Source organism: Embleya sp. NPDC127516 (genome assembly GCF_044765325.1).
Classification (GTDB): domain Bacteria; phylum Actinomycetota; class Actinomycetes; order Streptomycetales; family Streptomycetaceae; genus Embleya.
Window position 1 is genome coordinate 218,765 of the sequence record NZ_JBIWJT010000012.1, and the last position, 14,832, is coordinate 233,596.

General features: G+C 72.0%; 16 protein-coding genes. 14 read left to right on the forward strand and 2 right to left on the reverse strand.

Annotated elements, in window-relative coordinates:
- Positions 1 to 31: 31 nt before the first annotated feature.
- The 10 genes from ACIRL2_RS24440 (at position 32) to ACIRL2_RS24485 (ending at position 9,665) form a co-directional block, all read left to right on the forward strand.
- Positions 32 to 469, forward strand: coding sequence for a hypothetical protein (locus tag ACIRL2_RS24440; protein WP_395866814.1), 438 nt, complete (start codon positions 32 to 34; stop codon positions 467 to 469).
- Between the two features lie 64 nt (positions 470 to 533).
- A complete protein-coding gene (locus tag ACIRL2_RS24445; RefSeq protein WP_395866816.1) occupies positions 534 to 1,472 on the forward strand; it encodes a Rossmann-like and DUF2520 domain-containing protein in 939 nt (312 codons plus the stop codon).
- On the forward strand, positions 1,469 to 2,329 hold the full coding sequence (gene panC, locus ACIRL2_RS24450; protein ID WP_402234515.1) for a pantoate--beta-alanine ligase: 861 nt from the start codon (positions 1,469 to 1,471) through the stop codon (positions 2,327 to 2,329). Before ACIRL2_RS24445 ends, panC begins: the two co-directional genes overlap by 4 nt.
- Positions 2,326 to 2,757 (forward strand): aspartate 1-decarboxylase, encoded by a 432-nt coding sequence (panD, locus tag ACIRL2_RS24455; RefSeq protein ID WP_395866820.1) that lies wholly within the window; start codon positions 2,326 to 2,328, stop codon positions 2,755 to 2,757. Before panC ends, panD begins: the two co-directional genes overlap by 4 nt.
- Complete coding sequence (locus ACIRL2_RS24460) at positions 2,754 to 4,403, forward strand: L-aspartate oxidase (protein ID WP_402234517.1); 1,650 nt, start codon at positions 2,754 to 2,756, stop codon at positions 4,401 to 4,403. Before panD ends, ACIRL2_RS24460 begins: the two co-directional genes overlap by 4 nt.
- The gene (gene nadC / locus ACIRL2_RS24465; protein ID WP_402234519.1) at positions 4,400 to 5,290 is read left to right on the forward strand and encodes a carboxylating nicotinate-nucleotide diphosphorylase; all 891 of its coding nucleotides are present in this window, start codon (positions 4,400 to 4,402) and stop codon (positions 5,288 to 5,290) included. Before ACIRL2_RS24460 ends, nadC begins: the two co-directional genes overlap by 4 nt.
- A 110-nt stretch (positions 5,291 to 5,400) precedes the next feature.
- Positions 5,401 to 6,189: a type III pantothenate kinase gene (locus tag ACIRL2_RS24470; RefSeq protein WP_020549599.1), complete on the forward strand. Its 789-nt coding sequence runs from the start codon at positions 5,401 to 5,403 to the stop codon at positions 6,187 to 6,189.
- Positions 6,190 to 6,279: 90 nt separating this feature from the next.
- The gene (locus ACIRL2_RS24475; RefSeq protein ID WP_395866826.1) at positions 6,280 to 7,347 is read left to right on the forward strand and encodes a hypothetical protein; all 1,068 of its coding nucleotides are present in this window, start codon (positions 6,280 to 6,282) and stop codon (positions 7,345 to 7,347) included.
- A gap of 70 nt (positions 7,348 to 7,417) precedes the next feature.
- Positions 7,418 to 8,926 (forward strand): bifunctional lysylphosphatidylglycerol synthetase/lysine--tRNA ligase LysX, encoded by a 1,509-nt coding sequence (gene lysX / locus ACIRL2_RS24480; RefSeq protein ID WP_395866828.1) that lies wholly within the window; start codon positions 7,418 to 7,420, stop codon positions 8,924 to 8,926.
- Between the two features lie 109 nt (positions 8,927 to 9,035).
- Positions 9,036 to 9,665, forward strand: coding sequence for a GDSL-type esterase/lipase family protein (locus ACIRL2_RS24485; protein ID WP_402234521.1), 630 nt, complete (start codon positions 9,036 to 9,038; stop codon positions 9,663 to 9,665).
- Positions 9,666 to 9,686: 21 nt separating this feature from the next.
- On the opposite strand, the gene ACIRL2_RS24490 is transcribed toward ACIRL2_RS24485, so the two are convergent.
- Positions 9,687 to 10,577, reverse strand: coding sequence for a M23 family metallopeptidase (locus ACIRL2_RS24490; RefSeq protein ID WP_402234523.1), 891 nt, complete (start codon positions 10,575 to 10,577; stop codon positions 9,687 to 9,689).
- A gap of 240 nt (positions 10,578 to 10,817) precedes the next feature.
- On the opposite strand from ACIRL2_RS24490, the gene ACIRL2_RS24495 reads away from it, so the two are divergent.
- The 4 genes from ACIRL2_RS24495 (at position 10,818) to ACIRL2_RS24510 (ending at position 13,582) form a co-directional block, all read left to right on the forward strand.
- Positions 10,818 to 11,174 (forward strand): BlaI/MecI/CopY family transcriptional regulator, encoded by a 357-nt coding sequence (locus tag ACIRL2_RS24495; protein WP_395866833.1) that lies wholly within the window; start codon positions 10,818 to 10,820, stop codon positions 11,172 to 11,174.
- Positions 11,175 to 11,355: 181 nt separating this feature from the next.
- Complete coding sequence (locus ACIRL2_RS24500; RefSeq protein ID WP_402234525.1) at positions 11,356 to 12,279, forward strand: DUF11 domain-containing protein; 924 nt, start codon at positions 11,356 to 11,358, stop codon at positions 12,277 to 12,279.
- Between the two features lie 219 nt (positions 12,280 to 12,498).
- Positions 12,499 to 13,008: an amino-acid N-acetyltransferase gene (locus ACIRL2_RS24505; RefSeq protein ID WP_395866837.1), complete on the forward strand. Its 510-nt coding sequence runs from the start codon at positions 12,499 to 12,501 to the stop codon at positions 13,006 to 13,008.
- A gap of 232 nt (positions 13,009 to 13,240) precedes the next feature.
- Positions 13,241 to 13,582, forward strand: coding sequence for an Lsr2 family protein (locus ACIRL2_RS24510; RefSeq protein WP_355542767.1), 342 nt, complete (start codon positions 13,241 to 13,243; stop codon positions 13,580 to 13,582).
- Between the two features lie 124 nt (positions 13,583 to 13,706).
- On the opposite strand, the gene ACIRL2_RS24515 is transcribed toward ACIRL2_RS24510, so the two are convergent.
- The gene (locus ACIRL2_RS24515; protein ID WP_395866839.1) at positions 13,707 to 14,420 is read right to left on the reverse strand and encodes an SCO3374 family protein; all 714 of its coding nucleotides are present in this window, start codon (positions 14,418 to 14,420) and stop codon (positions 13,707 to 13,709) included.
- Positions 14,421 to 14,832: the final 412 nt, after the last annotated feature.

Below are 14,832 nucleotides of genomic sequence, written 5' to 3' on the forward strand. Positions count from 1 at the left end.
TCAATCGTCACCGGTCTCCGGGAGGCTCCCCATGGGAAGCCGTCAACTGGTCATACGCGCGGGTCGACGCTGTGCGCTCGCGGTCGCCGCGATCGGAATCGTCGCGGCGGCCGGGGCCCTGGACGTCGGCTCCACCTCCTCGCCGTCACCCGAGCGCAGTAGCGCCGCCACGTCGGCGCAACCGACCGCCCCCGACACCCGACAGTCCTCCTCCGCCTACTCGCTGCAAACCCAGGGCGGCCCACGCAGCGTCCGGGTGGCCCGGGTGGTCACCGGCACGATGTTGTTGACCGGCCTCGTGCTGACCGCGCTCGGCGCGATCGGCATGCGCGGCCCCGAGCTGATCCGCCACCGGGTCGTGCGACGGGTCGTCCACCAGGCCGGCTCCTCCCGGTATCGGTGGCAGCCGCCCGGCGTGCCGCGGACCGGCCTGCCGACCAACCCGGGGACCGGCCCGCCCGGCGCGTGAGTACCCTGATCGGGCCAGTACTCGTCCGGTACCCGCCGCGGACTGGAACGGAAGGCTCGCTCGCGTGAACAACGACATCAACGCACGTCCGAATCCGCACGGCCGCTCGCCCGACCCCGCCGACCGCCCCGCGCGGCTGCGCGTGGGAGTCGTCGGCGCCGGCCGTGTCGGCCCGACCCTCGCCGCCGCCCTCGCCCTCGCCGGGCACTCGGTGGTGGCCGCCTCCGGTGTCTCGGAGACCTCCCGGCGCCGCGCCGAGGACCTGCTCCCCGGCGTCCCGCTGGTCACCCCGCAAGAGGTGATCGCGGCCTCCGACCTGACCCTGCTGACCGTGCCCGACGACGCGCTGGAGGCGCTCGTGCACGGCCTGGCCGAGACCGGCGCGATCAAGGCCGGTCAACTCCTGGTGCACGCGTCGGGCCGCTACGGCGTCGATGTCCTGGAGCCCGCCACCCGCGCCGGCGCGCTGCCGCTCGCGCTGCACCCGGTGATGACCTTCACCGGCAGCACGATCGACCTCGAACGACTGGCCGGGTGCTCCTTCGGGGTCACCTCGCCCGAGCCGCTGCGCCCGGTCGCCGAGGCGCTCGTGGTGGAGATGGGCGGTGAGCCGGAGTGGATCGAGGAGCGCGACCGCGCGCTCTACCACGTGGCCCTGGCCAACGGCGCGAACCACCTGGTCACCCTGGTCGCGCAGTCGATCGAACTGCTCGGCGCGGCCGGCGTGCGGGCCCCGGGCCGGATGCTCGGACCGCTGCTCGGCGCCGCCCTGGACAACGCGCTGCGATCCGGCGATCACGCGCTGACCGGCCCGGTCGCGCGCGGCGACGCGGGCACGGTGGCCGCGCACGTGGCCGAGCTGCGCCGGGTCTCACCCGAGGCACTCGCCGCCTACGTGGCGATGGCCCGGCTGACCGCCGACCGCGCACTGAACGCCGGCCTGCTCAAGGCCGAGGCGGCCGAGGCGCTGCTGGGCGTGCTGGCCGAGGGCGGCCGACCGTGACCGCCGTGCGCCTGGCCCGGACCGCGGCCGAACTCACCGAGGACACCCGGCCGTACGGGTTGCGCGCGGTGGTGATGACGATGGGCGCGCTGCACCAGGGCCACGCGGCGCTGATCCGCGCTGCGCGCGAGTTCGTCGGCCCGAGCGGCCACGTCGTGGTCACCGTGTTCGTCAACCCGCTCCAGTTCGGCGCGGGCGAGGACCTGGACCGCTACCCGCGCACCCTGGACGCCGACCTGGAGCTGAGCGAGGAGGCGGGCGCCGACGTGGTGTTCGCGCCGTCGGTGCAGGAGGTGTACCCGGGCGGCGAGCCGCGGGTGCGGATCACCGCCGGGCCCACCGGCGCGGTCCTGGAAGGCGCTTCCCGCCCCGGCCACTTCGACGGCATGCTCACCGTGGTCGCCAAGTTGCTGCACCTGACCGCGCCGAGGGTCGCCTTCTTCGGTGAGAAGGACGCCCAGCAACTCGCGCTGATCCGGCGCATGGTGCGCGACCTGAACTTCCCCGTCGAGATCGTGGGCGTGCCCACCGTCCGCGAACCCGACGGGCTGGCCCGGTCCAGCCGCAACCGCTACCTGTCCGAGGCCGAGCGGGAGAACGCGCTCTCGCTCAGCCGCGCGCTCGACGCGGGCGCCCGGCGCGCCGGCGAGGGCGCGGGCGCCGTGCGCGCCGCCGCCGAGGACGTGCTGCGCGCCGTGCTGGAACCCGACTATGTGGAGTTGGTCGACATCGACGACTTCACCCCGGTGGCCGCCGACCACGCCGGCCCGGCGATCCTGGCGATCGCGGCCCGCGTGGGCGCCACCCGGCTCATCGACAACGCCCGCCTGACGATCACGGGAGTCCCCCGGTCATGATGCGCACGATGTTCAAGTCCAAGATCCACCGCGCGACGATCACGCAGGCGGACCTCCACTACGTCGGCTCGATCACCATCGACGAGGATCTGCTCGAAGCCGCCGACATCCTCCCCGGCGAACTGGTGCACGTGGTCGACATCGACAACGGCGCGCGCCTGGAGACGTACACGATCGCCGGCCCGCGCGGCACCGGCGTGATCGGCATCAACGGCGCCGCGGCACGCCTGGTGCACACCGGCGACCTGGTGATCATCATCGCCTACGCGCAGGTCACCGACGCCGAGGCGCGGGCGATGAAGCCGCGGGTGGTGTTCGTCGACGCGGCCAACACGATCACCGGCACCGGACACGACCCGGCCGAGGCCCTGCCCGGCGGCGAGACGGTGCGCGGCGACCGGGTGGTCCCCGCGCGGGCCGCGCAATGAACACGCCCGTAATGCCCGCGCGCCTGGCCGCACCCGATCCCGGGTGGACCGTGCGCGCGGATGTGATCGTGGTCGGCTCCGGGGTGGCCGGCCTGACCGTCGCGCTGCGCGCGCGCCGGGCCGGCCGGGTTCTGCTGGTGACCAAGGCGCAACTCGACGAGGGCTCCACCCGCTGGGCGCAGGGCGGGATAGCGGCCGCGCTCGGCGAGGGTGACACCCCCGAACAGCACCTGCGCGACACGCTCGTGGCCGGTGCCGGATTGTGCGCCGAGGACGCGGTCCGGGTGCTGGTCACCGAGGGCCCGGACGCGGTGCGCCGACTGATCGACACCGGCGCCGAGTTCGACCGGGGCCCGAACGGGGACGTGCTGCTCACCCGCGAGGGTGGTCACCTGCGCAACCGGATCGCGCACGCGGGCGGCGACGCGACGGGTGCGGAGATATCGCGCGCGCTGGTCGCCGCGGTGCGGGCCACGCCGGACATCGAGGTGATCGAGAACGCGCTCGTGCTCGACCTGCTCAAGGACGCCTCCGGGCGCGCGTGCGGGGTCACCCTGCACGTGATGGGCGAGGGCGCGCGGGACGGGGTCGGCGCCGCCGTGGGGCGGGCCGTCGTGCTCGCCACCGGCGGCATGGGCCAGGTCTTCTCGTCCACCACGAACCCCTCGGTGTCCACCGGCGACGGGGTCGCGCTCGCGCTGCGCGGCGGGGCCGAGGTCACCGACCTGGAGTTCGTCCAGTTCCACCCGACCGTGCTGTGGCTCGGCCCGGGCGCCGAGGGCCAGCAGCCGCTGGTCTCCGAGGCCGTGCGCGGCGAGGGTGCCCATCTCGTGGACGCGGCCGGCATCCGGTTCATGACGGATCGCCATCCGCTGGGCGAGCTGGCCCCGCGTGACATCGTGGCCAAGGGCATCATGCGCCGGATGGCCGAGACCGGCGCCGAGCACATGTACCTGGACGGTCGGCACTTCGGCGCGGACATGTGGAAGCACCGCTTCCCGACCATCCTGGCCGCGTGCCGCGCGCACGGCATCGACCCGGTGACCGAGCCGATTCCGGTCGCGCCCGCCGCGCACTACGCGAGTGGAGGCGTACGGACCGACCTGCACGGACGGACCAGCGTGCCGGGGTTGTACGCGTGCGGAGAGGTGGCGTGCACCGGCGTGCACGGCGCCAACCGGCTCGCGTCCAACTCGCTCCTGGAGGGCCTGGTCTTCGCCGAGCGGATCGCGGCCGACCTGGCCCGGGACATGCCGCCGTTCGCCGAGCCGGTCGCGCCGAGCGGTGTGACCGGGCTGCTCGGTGAGGCGGCGCGGCTGCGCCTGCAGCGGGCGATGACCGCCGGTGCCGGGGTGCTGCGCGACGCGGCCGGGCTGATCGGCACCGAGGCCGAGCTGACCGCGTTGGCCGGTCGTACCAGCACCGACCCGTGCACGCAGACGTGGGAGACCACCAACCTGCACCTGGTCGCCGGCGCGCTCACCCGTGCCGCGCTGCTGCGCGAGGAGACGCGCGGCTGCCACTGGCGCGAGGATCATCCCGACCGCGACGACACCGCGTGGCGCGGGAATCTCGTCACGTCGCTGCGCGAGGGCGCCCTGCACGTCGCCTACCAGGCCTACGAATCCGAGGAGTCGACCCCGTGACCACCGTCGAGCTGTCCGCCGATCTCACGTCGCGCCTGGCCGAGGCCGGGCTCGACCCGCTCGCCGTCGCCGCGCTGGTGACCGCCGCCGTGGCCGAGGACCTCGACGGCGGGGTGGACGTCACCTCGGTGGCCACCGTGCCCGAGCACGCGCGCGGCCAGGCCGAGTTCGCCGCGCGCGGGTCGGGCGTGGTCGCGGGCATCCCGGTCGCCGAGGCGGTCCTGGAACTGGTCTGCGGCGCCGACCTGGTGGTCGCCCGGCACGTCCGGGACGGCGACGCGGTGACGCCCGGCACGGTGCTGTTCACGGCCGAGGCGAGCACCCGCGCGCTGCTCACCGCCGAGCGGGTCGCGCTCAACCTGCTGTCCCGGCTGTCCGGCGTGGCCACCGCCACCCGCGCGTGGGTCGACGCGATCGAGGGCACCGGTGCCTCGGTCCGCGACACCCGTAAGACCACGCCGGGCCTGCGCGCCCTGGAGAAGTACGCGGTGCGCTGCGGCGGCGGGGTCAACCACCGGATGTCGCTGTCCGACGCGGCCATGGTCAAGGACAACCACGTGGTCGCCGCGGGCGGCGTGGCGGAGGCCTTCAAGGCGGTGCGCGCGGCCTTCCCGAACGTGCCGGTCGAGGTCGAGGTGGACCACCTCGAACAGATCCCGCCGGTGCTGGACGCGGGCGCCGACCTGATCCTGCTGGACAACATGACGCCCGAACGCATGCGCGAGGCGGTGACCCTGGTCGCGGGCCGGGCCCGACTCGAAGCCAGCGGCGGCCTCACCCTGGCGACCGCCCGCGTGGTCGCCGAGACCGGCGTGGACTACCTCGCGGTCGGCGCGCTCACCCACTCCGCCCCGATCCTGGACGTCGGCGTGGACCTGCGCGCCTGAGCGACCGGTACCGTTCACCGGATCAGCCGTCCCCGCCCCGCCGCCCCTCTCCTTCCCGAAGCCGCGCTCCGTCCCCCACGGCCCGAGCCAGAACACCAAGGACGCCCACGATGTTGCTCACCATCGACGTCGGTAACTCGCATACCGTGCTCGGCCTGTTCGACGGTGACGAGATCGTCGAGCACTGGCGCATCTCGACCGAGGCCCGGCGGACCGCCGACGAACTCGCGGTGGTCCTCGCGGGATTGCTCGGCCAGCACCCGCTGATCGGTGCCGACGGCATCGACGGCATCGCGATCTGTTCCACTGTGCCGTCCGTGCTGCACGAGATGCGCGACATGGTGCGGCGCTACTACGGCGACATCCCCACGGTCGTCGTCGAGCCCGGGGTCAAGACCGGCGTGCCGGTCCTGATGGACAACCCCAAGGAGGTCGGCACCGACCGGATCATCAACGCGCTGGCGGCGGTCAAGCTGTACGGCGGCCCGTGCGTGGTGGTCGACTTCGGCACCGCGACCACCTTCGACGCGGTCAGCACCAAGGGCGAGTACGTCGGCGGCGCGATCGCCCCCGGCATCGAGATCTCGGTGGACGCGCTGGGCGCGCGCGGCGCGCAACTGCGCAAGATCGAGCTGATGCGCCCGCGGAGCGTGATCGGCAAGAGCACGGTCGAGGCGATGCAGGCGGGCATCCTGTACGGCTTCGCCGGCCAGGTGGACGGCGTGGTCAAGCGGATGGCGGCCGAACTGTCCCCGGACGACCCGGACGCGGTCACCGTGGTGGCCACCGGCGGACTGGCGACGCTGGTGCTGGGGGAGGCCTCGGTGATCGATGTGCACGAGCCGTGGCTGACCCTGATCGGCCTGCGGATGGTCTACGAGCGCAACGCGGCGGTCTGATCGGAGCCGGCCTCGCGGTCGGCTCCAAGTCGGAAAAACACACGCATCAAATAAGCCGGATTGTCCACCTCTCCGCATACAGTGCGTGGTATGCCGACGCCACATGGTGACCAGGGGATGGCCTTCAGCGCGCACGAGGTGCGGGTGCTGCGTCGCGCGCTGGCCGTCGCGCTGCGCGGGGGGCGCGACTCGGTCGACTTCTGGCTGCTGGGCCGGGCGATCGGCGAGGCGCAGGACGAGCGCGAACGGCTGCGCGCGTTCATGACGGCCGAACTGCGGCGCTATCGGGCCGCGCTGCCCGGGAGCGCGGCCGGCTTCCTGTCCTGCCTGCGCAACGCGGTGGACGAGATCGCGCACGTCCCCTCGGCCGAGGACCTGGCCGCCCTGCGCACCACCCTCGACCTGCCGTGCGGCGAACGCGAACGCGCGAGCCGCGCGGCCCTGCTCCGCCGCTGCACACACCTGGCCGAGACCGACCTCGAACACCGCCTCGCCGCCCGAGCCCACCGCCGAGCCACCGCCGAAGCCGCCCGAGCCGTCCGCACCGACCCCCTGGACATCCTGATCCCCACCCGCCCCCGCCCCGCCCCACCATCGCCGACACCGGCCGAGCACAAACGCGACCGCACCCCGGAGCCGACACCGGTGCCGGTTGCGGCAAGCGAACCCGAGCCCCGGCCGACTCTCGCCGAAGCACCCGTCGCGCAGGCCGCGGACCAGACCGGTCCGGAGGCGACGGACGACGCCATGGCCACCACGGATGTCGCCAACGGCGCGGAGCCGGCTGACGGTACGGATGTCACGGACGGTACCGCCGAGATCGTCGATCGCGCCGTCGAGGACCCGTCCGAGGCCGAGCACGAACCCCAGGCCGAGCACGAAGCCCAGGCCGGGCCCGAAGCCGAGCACGGGCACGGGTTCGCACCCGACGCACCCGCGTCGCCCGAGCCCGAGGGCGCCGAGGTCGCGACCGACCGCGACGCCGAGAACCCGAACGCGACGCACGCACCCGCCCCCGATCCCGCGCCGGCCGCCGTCCCGCCCCTCGACGTCGGCCCGATCCGCGCGGCCCTCTCGCCGGTCATCCCGCACCGCCGCCAGGGCCGCCCCCTCGGCCAACTCCCGGCTCCCGAGATCCTCCAGACCGGCACCGGCTGACCGGGACCCCGCTTCCCATCCGGGCGGATATCGGTTCGGGGAGTCGGTTGGCCATGGGTAGCCTTGTCCCGTGACCGAGCAGAGCGCAGCGCAGCCGCAGATCGACGACCTTCCCGAGCAGATGCGGGTTCGCCGCGACAAGCTCGATCGGCTTCGGGCCGAGGGGACCGACCCGTACCCGGTCGGGTTCCCCCGCAGTACGACGGTGGGCGCGCTGCGTGCCGAGTTCGACGGTCTCGAGGCGGATGTGGAGACCGGGCGCCGGGTCGGCGTCACCGGCCGGGTGGTGCTCTACCGCACTGGCGGCAAGCTGTGCTTCGCGACGCTGCGCGACGGGGACGGCGACATCCAGGTGATGGTCTCGCTGGACGGCGTCGGCGCCGAGTCGCTCGCCGCCTGGAAGAGCGACGTCGACCTGGGCGACCACGTCGGTGTCGAGGGCCAGGTGATCACGTCCCGCCGCGGCGAGCTGTCGATCATGGTCGACACGTGGGCGATCACGTCCAAGTGCCTGCGCCCGCTGCCGGACAAGCACAAGGGCCTGACCGACCCCGAGGCCCGGGTCCGCCAGCGCTACGTCGACCTGATCGTCAACGACGAGTCGCGCGCGATGTTGCGCACCCGCAGCCGGATCGTGCGCTCGATCCGCGAGTGGTTCGACACCAGGGACTTCCTGGAGGTCGAGACCCCGATGTTGCAGCCGGTGCACGGCGGCGCCACCGCGCGCCCGTTCGTCACCCACATCAATGCCTACGACATGGACCTCTACCTGCGCATCGCGCCGGAGTTGTACCTCAAGCGCCTGGTCGTCGGCGGCGCCGAGAAGGTCTTCGAGATCAACCGCAACTTCCGCAACGAGGGCGCGGACTCGACGCACAACCCCGAGTTCACCATGCTCGAGGCCTACCAGGCGTACGGCGACTACAACACGATGGCGACCCTCACCCGCGAGGTCTACCAGCACGTCGCGCAGGCCGTGTTCGGGACGCACACCTTCCGCTACGGCGACCGCGAGGTGGACATCTCCGGCGAGTGGCGCGAGATCACCGTCTACGGCTCGGTCTCCGAGGCCGTCGGCGAGGAAGTCACCCCCGAGACGCCGATCGAGACCGTGCGCAAGCTCGCCGACGCGCGCGAGATCGAGTACGACAAGGCGTGGGGCCAGGGCAAGCTGGTCCAGGAGATCTACGAGGCGCTGGTCGAGCACACCCTGGCCGAGCCGACCTTCGTGCGCGACTTCCCGATCGAGACCTCGCCGCTGACCCGCCAGCACCGCAGCGTGCCGGGCGTCGCGGAGAAGTGGGACCTGATCGGCTTCGGCATGGAACTGGGCACGGCGTACTCCGAGTTGGTCGACCCGGTCGAGCAGCGCCGCCGGCTCACCGAGCAGTCGCTGCTCGCGGCGGGCGGTGACGTCGAGGCCATGCGGATCGACGAGGACTTCCTGCGCGCGCTGGAGTTCGCGATGCCGCCGAGCGGCGGCCTGGGCCTGGGCATCGACCGGATGATCATGGCCTTCACCGGCCGCGGTATCCGCGAGACGATCCTGTTCCCGCTGGTGAAGCCGACCACCGACTGACCCGCCGGACGGCGCGGCGGAGCCCCCTCGGTGACGGATCGTCGCTCCCGAGGGGGCTCCTGTCCCATTTCCGGGCGCGTCACCCGTTCGTACGCATAGGGTCGGCCGCATGGAAGCAGCCCCCGATCTGCGGATCTGCGTCGCCGGCGACTCGTTCGTGCAAGGCGTCGGCGACCTCTCCGGCGGCGGATGGGTCGGTCGCCTCGCGGCCGAGTCCCGCCGCCGGGGCCGACAGTTGACCGCGTACAACCTCGGTGTACGACTGGAGACCTCGGCCGACGTCGCGGAGCGCTGGTACGGCGAGGCGGTCCCGCGCATGCGGCACGCCGACGGCACCGGCATGGTGTTCGCGTTCGGCGTCAACGATGTCAAGGTCGAGCACGGCCGCCGCCGGGTCAAGCATGCCGACAGTGTCGCCAACCTCGACGCGATACTGGACACCGCCACCGGCGCCCGCTGGACCTGCCTGGTCGTCGGCGCACCCCCGGTTCCCGGCGAGGCGAACGACGGCGAGGAGGCGCTCGTCCTGGAGGAGGCGTACGCGAAGACCTGCGCCGCGCGCGGCATCACCTTCGTGCCGCTCCAGCGCGTGCTGCGCGAGGACCCGCAGTGGTGGGCGAGCATCGAGGCGTACGGCGACGGGGCGCACTGCGACTCGGTCGGCTACGCCAAGCTCGCCGGGCTGATCGCCGAGGGCGGCTGGTGGGACTGGTTGGACTCGCTCGCCCGCAGGGGCTGAGCGGGCCGGCCGAAACGGCGCTCAGGGCTTGACGCCCTTCTTCGCCAGCCACGAGCCCGGGTCCACGGCCGCGCCGCCGCCTGGGTGCACCTCGAAGTGCAGGTGCGGGCCGGTGGAGTTGCCGGTGGTACCGACGTAGCCGATCACCTCGCCCGCCGTCACCGAGCCGGAGGTCTTCGCGAATCGCGACTGGTGGCAGTACCAGGTCTGGGTGCCGTCGGGGTGGGTGATCACGATCCGGTTGCCGAACGCGCCCGCGCTGCCGGCGGAGGCTATCTTCCCGGCGGCGGCGGCCTTGATCGGCGTACCGGCGCGCGCCGCGAAGTCCAGCCCGGTGTGCGTGTGCGCCCAACGCGAGCCGCTGTTGCCGAAGCGGCCGGTCAGCGTGTAGTCCGAGGTCGGCAGCACCCATCCGGCGGCCCGCTGGGCCTTCGCGCGCTCGGCCTCGGCCTGCTCGGCCTCGGCCCGCGCCGCCGCCTGCCGCTCGGCCTCCTGGGCCTGCTCGGCCTCGCGGGCCCGCTCCGCCTCCCGCTCCGCCTCCTGCGCGCGTTCGAGTTCCTGCGCCCGCTCCGCCTCCGCTCGTGCGGCCGCGTCCGAGGCCGCCGATTCCTTGGCCTGCTCCCCGGTGGCGCTCAGCGCCGCGCGCTCCTGGGAGCGCGCCGCGACGTCCGCACCACGATCGGCAAGCCGCTGCGCCGTGCCGGGATCGGCGCTCGCCGACCCGGCCGCGTGCTCCCGGCCCGCTCCCGAACCCGCCGTCTGGACGCCGGTGGTGACCGCGACGGCCAACAGTGCGAGGCCCGAGACCACGGTGACCGAGCGACTCGGGCGCAGGCCCTTGAGCCGCGCGACGCGGTCGATCGGCCCGGATGTGGGCGTGGGCGTGGACGGAGCTTCGGGGGAGAGCGGCACGAATACCTCGGGGTTTCGACGACAAGGCCGGGATCAGTGGTAGCAATCCGCCGCATATAGACCAAGTCGTAACGGAGCGGCCACTACGACGCCGCGTAGTAATCCCAGTGCGCTCCCGGGCAGCGCGGATCATCGCTTGCGACAAATCCGGACGAATCCATGTCTACGATGCCGCGTAGGAGATCGCGCGACGAGCGTGACGCAGTTCACCGCGCGACCAGGTTTCACGAAGGGCCCGCCATGAATCGTCTCGGTGAACTCGAAACCCAGGTGATGCTCCGCGTCTGGTGGCTCAATCGCCCGTCGTCGGTGCGCGAGGTGCAGGAGGCGCTGCTGCCGGATCGTGAACCGGCCTATACGACGGTGATGACCGTGCTCGACAAACTCTTCCGCAAGGGCTTGCTGCGCCGCCGCTTGGCCGGTCGGGCCTATCTGTACGAAGCCGTGCGCTCGCGCGACGCGTATACCGCCGAGTTGATGCGCGCCGACTGGGCGGCGGGCGACAGTCGTGCCGGTGCTCTCGTGCACTTCGTCGAGGGCATGACCCCGGAACAGATCGAGGCGTTGCGCGACGCGTTGCGGGTCGCGCTGCCGTGAGTCGACCCGCCTGGAACGCCGGATCGGCCGCGACTTCGGGACTTTCCTGGGCTGACCGGAGGTCTTGTTAATTCGTTCGGCGCAGCCGCAGTGCCCCCGGGGCGCAACTCTGCGTAATCGTATTAATGATCTACGTAAGAAAATGCGGACTTCTGCACAGCGGAACGGAAAGTGGGCCGACATGATGCGAGCGAAAACCCGAGCGAGGCACGCCCTCGCGATGGTCACCGTCGGCGTGACCGCCGCGTTGGGCGCGAACCTGGCCGCGGCCGGCCAGGCGACCGCGGTGCCGCAGCTCCTGCCGCAACCGGTCGAGACGTCGTACGGCACCTCGTACACGACCTCGTCGGGCGTGTCGTACGGGACTTCCCAAGGGTGGACGCTGTGGTCGTCCTCGCGGGTGCCCCCGCCGCTGTCCGGGATGACCGCGCTCGACGACGCGATGGCCGAACTGCGCGCCCGACTCGACCGGATGCGCGAGACGCTCGGGATGGGCGTGCAGAGCACGCTCTCGGGCCTGGGGACCTCCCTGGGCACGACGCTGCCGCCGGGCGTGACCCTGCCGGACCTGCTCGACCTCGCCGACCTCGGCACCGACACGACCTCGGTGGCGCAGCCGATTCAGCCGCCGGCCCCGAAGGCTCCGCCGCCGGTGACGCCGGACAAGCCGCCCGCCCCGCCGGTCGACCCGGCCTCGGCGACGAGGCTGGAATTGCGCCGCACGGCCGACCGCGCGCAGGCCAAGCCCGGTGACACGGTCACCCACACGGTGACCGTGCTGAACTCCGGCAGCGCCGAGACGAAGTCCGCGATCGTGCGCAACGCGTTGCCCGCGGGCGTGAAACCGGTGGAATCCAAGCCGTCGCAGGGTGAATTCGACACCGCGACCGGAGTGTGGAAGACCGGCCTGATCAAGCCCGGCTCCGCGATCACCCTGATTCTCGTGTTCAAGGTTCCGGAAGGCGCGGCGGGATCCGAGATGACCGCTCGTTCGAGTTTCGTCAGCGCACCGGGTGCGAAGCCGGTGATCGGCAACGCGTGCGGCGACGATGCCGAAGCGGCCTGTGCGAGCACGCGCGTGGCCGAATCCGGGACCCGGGAATGACCGGGGGAATCCGTCCATATCCGGCCTGATCACTCCACGATCCGTGGACTGGGTCCGTCGGTATCGGTGCCGGATGTATGAAGAACCAGAGGTCCGGGCGGTGGGAAACCCCGCCCGGACCTCTGCCGTCGGTCCGGGTGTTTCCGCGACCACCCGGGCAGATCGGTGGTAAACAGGGCGGAGCGGCGATGCCTATCGTGATCGCGATAGCGTCAGCCCATGGAAGTGACGATCCGACGTGCCAGAACGTCCGATGTGCGGGCCATTCGTCGCCTTGTGGATGGGTACGTGGGGCTGCGTATCCTCCTCGACAAACCAACTGTCACCCTCTTCGAGGATGTTCAGGAGTTTTGGGTCGCGGAGCGGGACGCGGACAGTGAGGTGGTCGCGTGCGGGGCGCTGCACGTGATGTGGGAAGACCTGGCGGAGGTACGCACTCTCGCGGTGGATCCCGTGTGCCGCGGCTCCGGAGTGGGTCACCTCTTGCTCACCAAACTCCTGGAGACCGCGCGTTGGCTCGGCGTTCGACGGATATTCTGCTTGACCTTCGAGGTCGACTTCTTCGCGAAGCACGGCTTCGTCGAGATCGAGGAGACACCGATCGACGGCGATGTCTACAGTGAACTGATGCGTTCGTACGACGAGGGTGTCGCCGAGTTTTTGGATCTGGAACGCGTCAAACCCAACACCCTTGGCAACACGCGGATGCTGCTCCATCTCTGGCAGTGATCTCGATCCGCGTAGACCGGGCGAGTGTGGTGGAGATCGCGTGCCCCGCGCCGGCGAACCTCTTGACGCTTCTTGCCCGTGACGGTGTGGTGTGCGGTGAAGTCGCAACCACAAACCCGGTAACGTATTGCCGACTCGACGGGTTCCGCGCCGGTGGGTTTGTATTTTCCCGCAGAAAGCGGTTTCCTTTTCTTGAGCTGGTTGTGAACCCTCCCGATGAAAGGGAATCCTGGTGGCACAGAAGGTCCAGATTCTTCTCGTTGACGACCTCGACGGCGGCAAGGCCGATGAGACGGTGACGTTCGCGCTCGACGGTGTCTCCTACGAGATCGACCTGAGCGCCACGCACGCAGAGCAGCTCCGCGCGGCCCTGACGACCTACGTCGAGGCCGGCCGTAAGACCGGTGGCCGGGTCGCCGCTCGCCGCGGCGTCCGCCAGGTGGTCAAGGGTGGTGCCGCCTCCGGCGACACCGCCAAGATCCGCGCCTGGGCCAAGGAGAACGGCTACGACGTGAGCGAGCGCGGTCGCGTGCCGGGCAACATTCGCGACGCCTACGAGAAGGCCCACGCCTGATCGTCGACGCCATCATCGAGCGGTGCCCTCCCCCGATTCGTTCGGGGGAGGGCACCGCTCATGTCGTTTTCCGGGGTCCGGGGGCCGGGGCCGGGATCGGTGTCGGCGTCGTCGCGGCCGGGCCTCAGGCCGGCGCCGGGCGGTGGTGGGTCAGCGGCCTGGGCTCGGTCGCCCGCGGCCTCGGGAACAGCCGTACGTGCTGGCACGCGTGCGCCAACGTGCTCAGCAGCCGGGTCACGTCCGGGAAACGCACGTCCACGTGCAGCACCGCGCCGAGGGCCGCGAGGTCCCCGGCGGGGCACACCCGGCCCGGGTCGACCGGTGGCCGCAACCAGCGCGCGTGCTCCCACGACCGCGGCCACGGTGCCCGCCACGTGGCCGGCCACGGCGACGGCGCGGCCACCGTGTCGCCCTCGCCGTACGCGCGAAGGTCGAGGTCCAGATCGGCCCAGTCCAGCCAGTCCAGCAGCGCGGGCAGGTCGCCCGCGACCCCCGGGGCCACGAAGAACTGGATCCGGCCGGTCCCGGTCGCGGCCACCGGCCCGATCGGGACGCCGAGCCGCTCGGCCCGGTCCAGGGCCCGGACACCGGCCGCGCCGGGCACGTCCAGGACGTCGAACCGCACCCCCGCGGCCAGCCGGACCGGGGCCGACGGGGTGGCCGCCCAGTGGCCCGCGAGCACGCGCGGATCGGTGGTCGCGGCCGCGCTCTCGTGCGCCGGGTCGAGCGATCCCGGACCCGCCGGCCATCCGAGGGCGCGCGCGTACCAGAGGGCCTCGTCCAGCGGGCCGGGTACGACGGGCGCCGAACGGGACGCGAAAACAAGCGTGGCTGCCATAACGTGTTCAACTCCGGGACGACAGCGAGGTTACGAAAGGTGATATGGCAGCCGCAATGAGTGACGCAATGCGAGGGACGGCCGCGCCGGCCCTTCCCCGGCGCCCGCGCGGTTGCCCGTACACCGGTCGTGACCTGCCGGTATACAGCAGGTGTCGTCCGGGGTATGACCCGAACATGGAGGGGACACGGGGAGGCGGAATCCGGGCTCGCGCCGGGTCGGACCGGTGCCGGAAAATACCGCGTTCGCTTCTGGCGTACTCGGAATCGGCCTCAGGACGTGGCCGGCGGGAACACCGACACGCACCATCGGGTTTGACTAGTTGTCCAACGCGGTCCGCAACACGTGGGTCGCACGTCTTCACGGACGAATCGAGCGGTCCTGCGTGCAGGACTAGCATGCGGAAGGACAG

Bases quoted from the DNA above. Each gene is read 5' to 3' on its own strand.
- ACIRL2_RS24440 (WP_395866814.1), top strand. From the start codon at position 32: ATGGGAAGCCGTCAACTGGTCATACGCGCGGGTCGACGCTGTGCGCTC.
- panD (WP_395866820.1), top strand. From the start codon at position 2,326: ATGATGCGCACGATGTTCAAGTCCAAGATCCACCGCGCGACGATCACG.
- ACIRL2_RS24460 (WP_402234517.1), top strand. From the start codon at position 2,754: ATGAACACGCCCGTAATGCCCGCGCGCCTGGCCGCACCCGATCCCGGG.
- ACIRL2_RS24470 (WP_020549599.1), top strand. From the start codon at position 5,401: ATGTTGCTCACCATCGACGTCGGTAACTCGCATACCGTGCTCGGCCTG.
- ACIRL2_RS24475 (WP_395866826.1), top strand. From the start codon at position 6,280: ATGCCGACGCCACATGGTGACCAGGGGATGGCCTTCAGCGCGCACGAG.
- ACIRL2_RS24485 (WP_402234521.1), top strand. From the start codon at position 9,036: ATGGAAGCAGCCCCCGATCTGCGGATCTGCGTCGCCGGCGACTCGTTC.
- ACIRL2_RS24495 (WP_395866833.1), top strand. From the start codon at position 10,818: ATGAATCGTCTCGGTGAACTCGAAACCCAGGTGATGCTCCGCGTCTGG.
- ACIRL2_RS24500 (WP_402234525.1), top strand. From the start codon at position 11,356: ATGATGCGAGCGAAAACCCGAGCGAGGCACGCCCTCGCGATGGTCACC.
- ACIRL2_RS24505 (WP_395866837.1), top strand. From the start codon at position 12,499: ATGGAAGTGACGATCCGACGTGCCAGAACGTCCGATGTGCGGGCCATT.
- ACIRL2_RS24515 (WP_395866839.1), bottom strand. From the start codon at position 14,420: ATGGCAGCCACGCTTGTTTTCGCGTCCCGTTCGGCGCCCGTCGTACCC.